Raw genomic sequence first — 10,969 nt, 5'->3', positions numbered from 1 at the left:
GCTCCGGAGACGGCTCCCGCCCCGGAGCCCGCTCCCGGGCAGACGCCTCCGTCGCCGCAGCAGTAGCCATCACCGCTCCCCTGTCGTAAGAGCCGTCCTGCAATGATGTCCACCTGCTCCTACATCCTTCCGCGCGCCTGCCGCGCGGGCTTGCTCGCCGCGGCGGCGCTGGTGCTGGCCGTCGCGGTGCCGGCCTCCGCCATGCCGGGTGCCGGGAAGACGCCCCGGGCCATCCTGGAGGCGCAGCGGGACCTGCCGCCCCCCATCCAGGGTGTGGACGTACAGGAGCACCTGGGGGAGCTGGTGCCCATGGACACCCGCTTCCTCGACGCCTCCGGGCGCGAGGTGCGCCTGGGCGACGTGGTGCCGAAGTCGCTGCCCACCCTGCTGACGCTCGTCTATTACAACTGCCCCATGCTCTGTAACCTGGTGCTCAACGCCCAGGTGCAGTCCATGAAGGAGCTCGGGCTCGAGCTGGGCAAGGACTACGAAGCCGTCACCGTCAGCATCGACCCGGAAGACACCCCGGCCCAGAGCCTGGAGCGTCGGCGGCGGCACCTGCAGTCCATGGGCAAGCCGGAGACGGCCCCCTGGCACTTCTTGACGGGGACGGACGCGGAGGTTCGCCGGCTCGCGGACGCCCTGGGCTTCAAATACACCTACGACGAGAGCACGAAGCAGTACGCCCACGCGGCCGTGGTGCACGTGCTCACGCCGGAGGGCAGCATCTCCCGGTATCTCTACGGGACGACGTTTCCTCCCTCGGACATGAAGCTGGCGTTGCTGGAGGCGGCCAATGGCCGCGTGGGTACCAGCTTCGATCAGATCATCCTGTCCTGCTTCAAGTATGACACCGCCAGTCGGCGGTATGGCTTCTACATCTTCGGGTTCATCCGCCTGGGCGGCATTGCCGTGTTCTGCGCCCTGGCGACGATGCTGATCTTTTTCTGGAGGCGCGAGCTGAAGAAAGGCGCGGCGGCATGAGCGAGCTTCTCAACGATATCCTGTTCCTCCCGGAGGCCGCGTCCACGTTCGCGGAGCGCATCGACACGCTGCATCACTTCGTCGTGGGTACGACGATGGTGATGTCGACGGCGGTCGGTCTGGCGGCCCTGTTCTTCTTCTTCCGTTACCGCCGCCGCCTCCCGGCGCAGGCGACGGAGTACGTCGTCCCCACCCTGAAGACGGAGTTCCTCTTCGTCTCCGTTCCCCTCGTGTTCTTCCTGGCCTGGTTCGGTATCGGGTTCCGGGACTTCACGTGGGTCACCACGCCGCCCAAGGACGCGATGGACGTCTACGTCATGGGCAAGCAGTGGATGTGGAAGTTCTCCTACCCGGAGGGCCCCAACGGGGTGAACGTGCTGCACGTGCCGGCCAACCGCCCGGTGCGTCTGCTCATCACCTCGCGTGACGTGCTGCACTCCTTCTACGTGCCGGCCTTCCGCATCAAGATGGATGCGCTCCCGGGCCGCTACACGCAGATCTGGTTCGAGGCGACCAAGCCGGGCACGTACCAGGTGCTGTGCACCGAGTACTGCGGCCTGTCGCATTCGAAGATGCTGGCCGAGGTCGTCGTGCTCCCGCAGGAGGAGTACGAGAACTGGATCCAGGAGCAGCGCCGCGGCCGCCTGCAGGACCGGCAGGACGCGCTGGCGGACAACTCCCTGGTGCCGCCGGTGGCGCGCATGGTGGAGCAGGGCCAGGTGCTTGCGGGCACGCAGGGCTGCCTCAAGTGCCACTCGGTGGACGGCTCGCAGCACATCGGCCCCACCTTCCTGGGCATGTATGACCGCGTGGAGCAGCTCGAGGACGGCCAGAGCATCCGCGTGGACGAGGCCTATATCACCCAGTCGATGATGGACCCGGGCGCCCACCTGGTGGCGGGCTACCAGAACGTGATGCCGACCTACCAGGGCAAGCTGCAGGGCCCGGAGACGGCCGCCATCGTCGAGTACATCAAGTCGCTTCGCACTCCGAACGTCCGCGAGGGCGCCTCCGAGGGACCCGCCTATGACGCCATCCAGTAGCATCGCAGCCCCGGGCGCCACCCCCGCGCCCGAGGAGCATCACGACCATCACCCGAACTACCTGGTCGACGGCACCACCATCAAGTCGTGGCTGCTGACGGTCGACCACAAGCGCATCGGGCTCATGTTCCTGTTCTGGGTCCTGCTGTTCTTCCTGGTGGGCGGCATCTTCGCGCTGCTCATCCGGGTGGAGCTCTTGACGCCGGGCCCGACCATCATGGACGCGATGACGTACAACCGTACGTTCACGCTCCATGGCCTGGTCATGATCTTCCTGTTCATGATTCCGGCCATCCCCGCCGTCTTCGGCAACTTCATGTTGCCGTTGATGCTGGGCGCCAAGGACGTGGCCTTCCCCCGGCTGAACCTGCTGTCGCTCTACATCTACCTGGCCGGCGCGCTGTTGGCGCTGTGGGGCATGCTCAACGGCGGCCTGGACACGGGCTGGACGTTCTACACCCCGTACAGCGCGCACACGACGACCACGGTGGCGCCGGTGCTGTTCGGCGCGTTCATCATCGGGTTCAGCTCCATCGTCACGGGCATCAACTTCATCGTGACGTGCCACACCATGCGGGCGCCGGGCATCACCTGGTTCAAGATGCCGCTGTTCGTGTGGGCCATCTACGCCACCAGCTGCATCCAGGTGCTGGCCACGCCCGTCATCGGTCTGCTGCTGTGCCTGGTGACGGTGGAGAACCTGTTCGGGTTCGGCATGTTCGACCCGGCCCGCGGCGGTGACCCGGTGCTCTTCCAGCACCTGTTCTGGTTCTACAGCCACCCGGCCGTGTACATCATGGTGCTCCCCGCCTTCGGCGTGATGAGCGAGGTCGTCGCGACCTACAGCCGCAAGAACATCTTCGGCTACCGCGCGGTGGCGTACTCCAGCCTGGGCATCGCCTTCGTCGGCTTCTTCGCCTGGGGACACCACATGTTCGTGTCCGGCCAGTCCACCTTCACGGGCGGTCTGTTCGGCGTGCTGACCATGCTGGTGGGTGTGTTCACCGCCATCAAGGTCTTCAACTGGGTGGGCACCGTCTACAAGGGCGCGGTCGACTTCAGGACGCCCTTCGCCTACTTCTGCGGCTTCCTGTTCTTCACCGTGTTCGGTGGCATGACGGGCATCGCGCTGGGCACGGTGTCGCTGGACGTCCCGTGGCACGACACCTACTTCGTGGTGGCGCACTTCCACTTCATCATGGTGGGCGCGACCATCATGGCCTTCCTGGCCGCCCTCCACTACTGGTTCCCGAAGATGTTCGGGCGCACGTACCACGAGGGTTGGGGCCTGGTGTCCGCGGCGCTCATCATCCTGGGCTTCAACGCCACGTTCATCCCCCAGTTCCTCCTGGGCAACAACGGCATGCCGCGCCGCTACTACGAGTACCCGGAGCGCTTCCAGGCGCTGAACGTGGCCTCCACGGCGGGCGCGTCCCTGCTGGCGTTCGGGTTCATCATCATCGCGATGTACCTGACGTACGCCCTGGTCTACGGCAAGGCGTCCGGCAAGAACCCGTGGCGCAGCAAGGGCTACGAGTGGATGTCCGAGTCGCCGCCGCCGACCCACAACTTCGTGGGGCCGCAGCCGGTGTTCCCGGAGGAGCCCCACTTCTACGTGGACCCCAAGAAGGCCGAGGTGCCCGATGCAGTCTAGCTCTCACGCCGCCGGGGGCGCCCTGCCCGTCCCCCGGCTCGCCGGCCACTTCGCGTCGCTGGAGGTGCAGAACCACGCCGCGCGCCTGGGCATGTGGCTGTTCCTGGCGACGGAAATCCTGCTCTTCGCCGGCCTCTTCATCTGCTACGGCGTCTACCGCTTCCTCTTCCCGGAGGCGTGGGCCGCCGCCAGCCGAAGCCTGGACCTGACGCTGGGCACCATCAACACGGTGGTGCTCATCACCTCCTCGCTCACCGCGGCGCTCGCGGTGCACTACGCGAAGGAGGGGAAGAACAAGATGGTCGCGGTGCAGATTGCCCTCACCCTGGTGATGGCCGTCGGCTTCCTCGTCATCAAGTACTTCGAGTACCACCACAAGTTCGAGATTGGCACGCTGCCGGGCCGCTTCTACTCGTATGAGGGCATCCAGCTTCCGGGCGTGCCCCTGTACTTCACGGTCTACTTCTGCTCGACGGCCCTGCACGGTCTGCACGTCGTCATCGGCATGATCGTGCTGGCCTTCTCCATGGTCCGCGCGCTGAAGAAGGCTGACTTCGGGCCGAACAACTACACGATGGTCGAGCTGGGCAGCATGTACTGGCATCTCGTCGACCTGGTGTGGATCTTCCTCTTCCCGATGCTGTACCTCGTTTGAAGGGTTCCTCCACCATGGGCATTGCCAACGAATCCCGGGAAGAAGAACAGAACATGCGCGAGGAGCACCACGGAGCGGGCCGTTACTGGCTCATCTGGGGCCTGCTGCTGGTGCTGACGGTCGTCACGGTCCTCACCGGCCGCATCCACATCCCCACGTGGGGCCTGGTGCTGGCGCTCGTCATCGCCTCCACCAAGGGCACGCTGGTGCTGCTGTACTTCATGCACCTGATTGACCACCGCGGCGCCAACCGGCTGGTCTTCGCCGTCTCCATCCTCTTCGTGCTGCTGATGCTCGCCATTCCGCTGGTGGACCTGGGCACCCGCTACCGCGGCGCCACGCCTCCGGGCTCGACGTACAGCGACCTGCAGGCAATCGACATCGGCGCGGACGCGGAGGAAGGCCGCTACGGCGGCGGCCTCCGCAAGGAAGGGAAGATGGGCGAGGAGTCCGGCGCGCCCAAGCAGTAAGGCAGCCGGGGCGGCCCACCGCCCCACGCCACCCGCACGCGGCGCCGAGGGACTCCCCCGGCGCCGCGTTGCTTTTGCGGGCTACAGCATCACTTCGAAGTTCAGCGCCAGCGCGGTGTCGGTGGACACCTTGCCCGGGGGCGGCGCGCTGTCGTGCTTCACCAGGAAGCTGGTGCCCAGCGACAGCTTCTTGGTGAGCCCCACGGACAGCTGCGTCTGGCTGTTGAAGAGCATGCGCGAGTCGCCGATGACGCTCACCAGCACCTCCACGTCCTCCTTGAAGGTGACGTTCTGCGCCAGGCCGTAGCGGAACACCGCGCCGAAGCGGGGGCCGCCCAGGTCGACGTCCGGCAGGTCCATCCGCGTGGGGTAGTACTGGAAGCGCGTCTCGTTGGCGTAGCGGAAGGCGGCGTCCGTGCGGAGGTAGGACTCGCGGCCCTTCTCCTTCTTCTCATCCCACCACAGCACGCCCAGGCCGCCTTCGCCGAAGGTGCGCGACTCCACGCTCTTCACGTGGTCCGTCTCCGCGCCCGCCAGCAGGTAGCCGCTGATGACCTCGGTGAAGCGCCGGTCGCCGCGCAGCTCCAGGCCCGCGTTGAACGCCACCACCTGGGACACGGCCTCCTCGCCCGTGACTTCGGGCGGACGGCTGCGGCCATAGGAGCCGTAGGACTTGATGGCGTAAATCCAGTTGTCCGTCGTGCGCTGGGCGCTGGCCAAGCCGCTCACCGTCAGGGTGGAGGCGTTGCCCGTCAGCGAGATGAGGCCCAGGCCGACGGTGACGTCCCACTCGCCCTGCTTCTTGTCGGTAGCGGGCGCGGGGGCCGAGGCCGGGGCCGGAGGCGGCGCGGTGACGGCGGCGGCGCGCTCGGCGGCCTCGGCGGCGCGGACGCTGGCCTCGGCGGCGCGCTCAGCGGCGATGGCGGCGCGCTCGGCGGCGGCGGCGGCGCGCTCCTCCACGCTGAGGGGCGCGGCGGGCGCGGCCTCGGCGGCGGGAGCCGGCGGCGTGGAGGGAGCGGGCGCAGGCGTCTGGGCCTGCAGGGACGTGGCAATCAAGAAGGCAGCGGAAAGCATCGAATCTCCAGGTCAACGGCGCCGGCGAAAAGCCTGCCGCCTTCCTGCTTCAAAGGCCCTCCGCGCTTCAATGGCTTAATGGTCAAATTCGGACATGTCCCGCGCCGCCACACCGGGTGGGTCCGTTCCCACCGCCTCGCAGGTGGCGCTTGAAAGAAGAAGCCCCATGCCCCTGCGCCCCGCACCGCTCCTGCTGCTCTGCGCCCTGCTCGTCCCCGCCGCGGCCTCCGCCCAGCGCGTCACCGTCCCGGTGGACGTGGGGGTGGGGCCCGCGGCCTTCGCCTTCTTCGGCCCCGTGTTCGAAGACCAGCCCATCCACACCGGGCTGAAGCTCTCCGTGGAGGCGGTGCTGGACAAGGCGTGGCTGAAGAAGAACCAGCGCCGCGTGCCCCCGCGTTACCGCAAGTACGCCAAGAGCCTGGATGAAGTCCGCATCTCCCCGTCCATCCTCATCCCGGACGCGCTCATCATCTCCCCCAAGCTGCGCGACACCGGGATGTACGGCGCCACCTGGAAGCCGCTGTCACTGGGGGTGCCGCTGACGTCCAGTCCGGCGCGGCTGTCACTCGGCGCGGGGCTGCTGCTCACGTACGTCTACATGCACTCGGACACGCTGCCCGACACGCACTTCGTGCGGCCCGGCGCGGAGGTGGGCATCGACCTGGAGCTCCAGCTCTCCAAGAGCTTCCTGCTGGGCGTGGGCTGGGAGTCCGCGTTCTACGTCCCGCAGGAGCTGGGAGGCCTGGGCCTGCCCGAGCGCCTGCGCGATGGCATCTTCCACGTGGGACAGGCCTACCTTCAGCTCCACTTCCGCTTCCCCTACACGGTGCGCCTGTAATGCGGAGGGCAGGCAGGCCTCACGGGCCCTCCAGGGCTGCTGCGAAGCGCCGCGCGCGCGGCTACCCTGCCACGCCATGCATCTGGTCGTCGCCAACGAAGCACAGCAGGCCGAGAGAGACCGCCACACCTACGCCGCCTGGGGCTCGCCGCTCACCGTCGAGCAGTTCCTCGAACGGGAGCAGCGGCTGCGCGCCCACGCCTGGAGCCGGGACACCCTGCGCACCTGGCTGCTGTGCGACGACGCCGGCCGGGTGCTCACCTCGTGCGAGACGTTCCGCACCCCCAGCTACCTGCGCGGCCCCGACTGTCAGACGACGCGCGGCGACAGCTTCGTCATCGCCAGCGTCTTCACCGAGCCGGCCCTGCGCGGGCACGGCCATGCCACGCGGCTGATGGACCGGGTGGCCGCGGAGCTGGAGCGCACGGAGCCGGACGCCCAGGCCGCAGTGCTCTACTCCGACGTGGGCGCTCGCATCTACCGGCGCTCCGGCTACCAGGAGGTCCCCGCCTGGGACTGGCACCTGCCGGTGGGCAATGGGCCCGTGACGCGCAAGGTGGACGCGCTGCTGGAGGACGCGGACGTGCCCTCGGCGCTCGAGCGGATGTGGCGGCCGGAGGTGCCCTTCTACCTGTGGCCGGACGCCACGCAGGTGGACTGGCACCTGGAGCGCGAGCGCATCTACGCGGAGCTGCTGCGCCGCCCTCGTCCCCGGGCCTGCGGCGCGGTGGTGGGCGCGTCCACGGCGCTGTGGGCGATGGTGGCCCGCCACGGAGAGCTGGTGGTGCTGATGTTGGACGCGCGCTCCGAGGACGACGCCGCCGCGCTGCTGGAGGCCGCGGGGGCCCAGGCGCACAAGGCCGGGCTGTCCAAGGTGGTGCTGTGGGAGGAGCCGGGCACCATGCCGTGGGTGGCCCGGCTCCCCGAGGCCAGCCGCGAGGCCCGGGACGGCTCGCTGCCCATGGTGCGGCCCCTGCGAGAGGGACTGCCCGCCGCCGTGGACATCCCCTTCGCTCGCGCGCTGTGGGCGTGAGGGTCCGGCTAGGATGCGCGAATGGCCCGCAGAACCCGCATCATCGAGGGCACGTGGAACTGCACCTCGTGTGACACGAAGTCGATTCGCGCCCGGCACAAGCGCTGCCCCCAGTGCAACAACCCGCGCGAGCTGACGGGCAAGGAGTCGGAGTTCGACTTCGGCGGCGTGGACGCGGCCAGCGGGAAGTCGCTGCGTGAGGGCGTCACCGACGCGTCGGCGTTGGCGCTGGCCCAGGCGGGAGAAGACTGGTTCTGCGCCTTCTGCGGCGCGGCCACGCGGGGCGACACGACGCGCTGCAAGCACTGCGGCGCCGAGCGCACCGACGACGCGAAGGCCGCCCCACGCCAGGCCTTCGACGAGCCACCACCACCGCCGCCGCCACGTCCCGCGAAGCCGAAGCGCAAGGCGCGGCTGCTCCTGGCCTGGGGCTCGCTGTTCCTCTGCTGCCTGGGTGCCGGCGCCTTCGCGCTCTGGGCCAACACGACGCATGAGCTCCCCGGCGAGGTGACGGGCACGGCCTGGAAGCGCATCGTGGTGCAGGAGCGCTTCACCCGGGTGACGAAGCGGGGCTGGCGCGACGAGCTGCGCGCCGTCACGCCTCGCATGCCCGTCAACGGCGCCGGCGAGGTGGCGGGCGTGGCCAACATCCGCGACTGCGTGTCCATCCAGCGAGGCACCCGCCGCGTCCCCGACGGCACGGAGCGGGTGTGCCGCACGAAGTCGCGCAAGGTGGCCTGCGGCTCGGAGGAGAAGTGCCGCCGCAGGGACATGGGCAACGGCTTCATGGAAGAGGTGTGTGAGGACGTGACGAAGTACTGCCGCGAGTCCTACGAGGACTGTCAGAACGAGACGCGCTACCGCCGGGAGCCCGTGTACGCCGACCAGTGCACCTACGACACCCATGCGTGGAAGCCGCTGACGCGCCGGGAGGCGTCCGGCACCGACGATGCGCCGCGCTGGCCCGAGCTGGCCGTGGGCGCCGCGGACCGGCTGCGCCGCGAGGAGACGTACACGGTGCGGCTGCGCTACGAGGACGACGGCGCCCATGAGCACGTGCTGAAGCCGCGGGGCGAGCGGGCGTTCCTCGCCTGGAAGAAGGGCCAGGGCGCGCGCCTCACCGTGACGAACCTGGGCACGGTGAAGACGGTCGTGCCCCTGTGAGTGACGCCACCCCCAAGCCCGTGGAGTGCACGCGCTGCGGCGCCTGCTGCGTGGCGCCCGACATCGCCGCGCTGGACAAGCCGCTGGGCCTGCGCTGCCCGCACCTGCGGGAAGACAACCTCTGCGACGTGTACGAGGAGCGGCCCGCCATCTGCCGCGACTACCGGGCGGATGAACTCTGCACCCTCATCGAGGCGCCCACGCTGGAGGAGCGCGTGGAGAAGTACCTGGGCCTCTTCGGGCTCCAGTCGGAGGCCCGGGCCTCGCGCGAGCAGGGCTGTGCTTCCATGCGCATGGCCCGCCGCGTGGCCAGCCTGCCCCGCCCCGGCGGCGCGAAGGACTAGCGCGACTGGTGGCAAGAGCGCTTGTCGTCCCCGCGCACGGGCGTTATCCCCCGGCCGTGCGATTCCAGCCCACCCAGCCCTTCGTGCCCGCGCCCGGCCTGGCGAATGAGCACGCGCAGACCATCTACGCCTCGCTCGTGCGCCCCACCCGCGTGCCCGCGCTGCGGCGCGAGCGCCTGGAGCTGCCGGACGGCGACTTCGTCGACCTGGACACCTTTGACGGCGCGGCGGGCGCGCCCCACGTCGTGGCGCTGCACGGCCTGGAGGGCTCGTCCCGCGCGGGCTACGTCACCGCCATCCTGCGAGGCGCGCGGACGCGCGGCTGGGGCGCCACCGCGCTCAACTTCCGCTCATGCAGCGGTGAGCCCAACCGGCTGGCGCGCTCGTACCACTCGGGCGACATCGATGACGCGCTCCGGGTGCTGAACGAGACGCGCGCCCGCGTCACCGGCCCGCTGTTCGCGGTGGGCTTCTCCCTGGGCGCCAATGTGCTGTGCCGGCTGCTGGAGTCGCTGGGCGACGACGCGCCCGTGGAGGCCGCCGCGTCCGTCAGCGCGCCGTATGACTTGAGCGCCTGCTGCCGCAAGCTCGACACGGGCGGCCCCTTCCACCGGCTGTACCGCGAGCGCTTCCTGCGGACGCTGAAGCAGAAGGCGCGCGACAAGCTGCGCCACTTCCCGAGCGCCTTCGACGGCCGGGCCATGGAGGCGGCGCGCACCATCCGCGCCTTCGACGACGCCGTCACCTCCGCGCTGCACGGCTTCCGCGACGCCGCCCACTATTACGCGGAGTCCTCCGCCGGTCCCCGGCTGCACGCCATCCGCAGGCCCACGCTGCTGCTGAGCGCCGCGGACGACCCGATGCTGGAGCTGCCCGTCATCCCGCCCGCCGCCGCCGACAATCCCCACCTGAGCGTCGTGGTGACGGCGCACGGTGGACACGTCGGCTTCGTCGGAGGCCAGGTGCATAGGCCCCACTTCTGGGCCGAGGCGCAGGTGCTGGCCTTCTTCGACGCGGTGCTGTCCTAAGCCGCGCGCGGGCTGAGGCAGCGGCCTCGGCTCAGCCGAAGGACCACAGGATGCCGAGCTTTGCGGTGGGCTCGATGTTGCTCAGGCTCCAGCCGTGGAAGTTCGCGGGCTCCAGCGCGGCGCGGAACTGCTCGTCCACGCCGACGATGCCAGGGCTGTAGAGCCGCATGATGCTGAAGCCGCCGCGCACGAAGAAGGTCAGCCGCTTCGGGGCCTGCCATTCGAAGCCCAGCAGGGCGCTCGCGTAGGAGTAGCCCACGCGCTCCAGTGAATGGATGGGCATCTGCGTGCGGTCCACGATGCGCCGCTCCAGGCCCGCACCATTCGCGGGCCGCGCATGCCCCGCCTCCAGCGTCAGCGCGGGCGTCAGGCTGCCCTTCCAGGGCAGCAACGTGAGCCCCACGCGCGCTCCGGGACGGACCCCATTGTGCGTGCCGCCCACGTGGAGCCGGAGCATTCGCATGGGCCGGAAGGAGAGCGACAGGCCCGCGCCCTCAGGGGCGCTGGCGTCCAGCATCAAGCCGAAAGGCGCCAGCCGCTCCGGGTCCTGGGTGCCGCGCCGCTGGAGCCCCGAAGCCGCCGCTGTCTGCGCCGTCAGCAGCACCCCGACCACTGCCAGCGCGGATACCACCCCCATGCCCTGCCTCCCGTGACGCATGCCCCGTCCCGCCCGTCCTCCCAC

12 protein-coding genes are annotated in these 10,969 nt (G+C 69.5%); 10 read left to right on the top strand and 2 right to left on the bottom strand.

Features of this window, described 5'->3' with window-relative positions; all coding sequences use genetic code 11:
* The first annotated feature begins 102 nt into the window (after positions 1-102).
* From HV826_RS34815 to HV826_RS34795, 5 genes are read left to right on the top strand one after another with little or no spacing between them, the layout of a single operon-like run.
* Positions 103-984 (top strand): SCO family protein, encoded by an 882-nt coding sequence (locus tag HV826_RS34815; protein ID WP_176421327.1) that lies wholly within the window; start codon positions 103-105, stop codon positions 982-984.
* Positions 981-2,027 (top strand): cytochrome c oxidase subunit II, encoded by a 1,047-nt coding sequence (gene coxB / locus HV826_RS34810; protein WP_163786617.1) that lies wholly within the window; start codon positions 981-983, stop codon positions 2,025-2,027. The genes HV826_RS34815 and coxB overlap by 4 nt, the downstream gene beginning before the upstream one ends.
* Entirely contained in the window at positions 2,011-3,681 is a 1,671-nt protein-coding gene (gene ctaD, locus HV826_RS34805) for a cytochrome c oxidase subunit I (RefSeq protein WP_176421326.1), read from the top strand. The genes coxB and ctaD overlap by 17 nt, the downstream gene beginning before the upstream one ends.
* Complete coding sequence (locus tag HV826_RS34800; RefSeq protein ID WP_176421325.1) at positions 3,671-4,336, top strand: cytochrome c oxidase subunit 3 family protein; 666 nt, start codon at positions 3,671-3,673, stop codon at positions 4,334-4,336. Before ctaD ends, HV826_RS34800 begins: the two co-directional genes overlap by 11 nt.
* Positions 4,337-4,350: 14 nt before the next feature.
* Positions 4,351-4,806, top strand: a complete 456-nt coding sequence (locus tag HV826_RS34795; RefSeq protein WP_176421324.1) for a cytochrome C oxidase subunit IV family protein — start codon at positions 4,351-4,353, stop codon at positions 4,804-4,806.
* An 81-nt stretch (positions 4,807-4,887) separates the two neighbouring features.
* On the opposite strand, the gene HV826_RS34790 is transcribed toward HV826_RS34795, so the two are convergent.
* Positions 4,888-5,880, bottom strand: a complete 993-nt coding sequence (locus tag HV826_RS34790) for a DUF481 domain-containing protein (RefSeq protein ID WP_176421323.1) — start codon at positions 5,878-5,880, stop codon at positions 4,888-4,890.
* A 166-nt stretch (positions 5,881-6,046) separates the two neighbouring features.
* Between HV826_RS34790 and HV826_RS34785 the strand changes: the two genes are divergently transcribed.
* From HV826_RS34785 to HV826_RS34765, 5 genes are all read left to right on the top strand, one after another.
* Complete coding sequence (locus HV826_RS34785) at positions 6,047-6,718, top strand: hypothetical protein (protein WP_176421322.1); 672 nt, start codon at positions 6,047-6,049, stop codon at positions 6,716-6,718.
* Between the two features lie 76 nt (positions 6,719-6,794).
* Complete coding sequence (locus HV826_RS34780; protein ID WP_255217561.1) at positions 6,795-7,751, top strand: GNAT family N-acetyltransferase; 957 nt, start codon at positions 6,795-6,797, stop codon at positions 7,749-7,751.
* A 21-nt stretch (positions 7,752-7,772) separates the two neighbouring features.
* Complete coding sequence (locus HV826_RS34775) at positions 7,773-8,915, top strand: hypothetical protein (protein WP_176421320.1); 1,143 nt, start codon at positions 7,773-7,775, stop codon at positions 8,913-8,915.
* A gap of 20 nt (positions 8,916-8,935) precedes the next feature.
* Positions 8,936-9,259, top strand: a complete 324-nt coding sequence (locus HV826_RS34770) for a YkgJ family cysteine cluster protein (protein ID WP_176421329.1) — start codon at positions 8,936-8,938, stop codon at positions 9,257-9,259.
* A 56-nt stretch (positions 9,260-9,315) separates the two neighbouring features.
* Positions 9,316-10,287 (top strand): hydrolase, encoded by a 972-nt coding sequence (locus HV826_RS34765; protein ID WP_176421328.1) that lies wholly within the window; start codon positions 9,316-9,318, stop codon positions 10,285-10,287.
* Positions 10,288-10,318: 31 nt separating this feature from the next.
* Here the strand turns inward: HV826_RS34765 and HV826_RS34760 are convergent, their stop codons facing one another.
* A complete protein-coding gene (locus tag HV826_RS34760) occupies positions 10,319-10,924 on the bottom strand; it encodes a hypothetical protein (protein ID WP_163787556.1) in 606 nt (201 codons plus the stop codon).
* Between the last annotated feature and the right edge of the window lie 45 nt (positions 10,925-10,969).

The organism is Myxococcus sp. AM010 (assembly GCF_013372585.1).
Lineage (GTDB): Bacteria > Myxococcota > Myxococcia > Myxococcales > Myxococcaceae > Myxococcus > Myxococcus vastator.
Note: the sequence above shows the minus strand (reverse complement) of the source record. Positions and strands in the feature narration are given on the sequence as shown.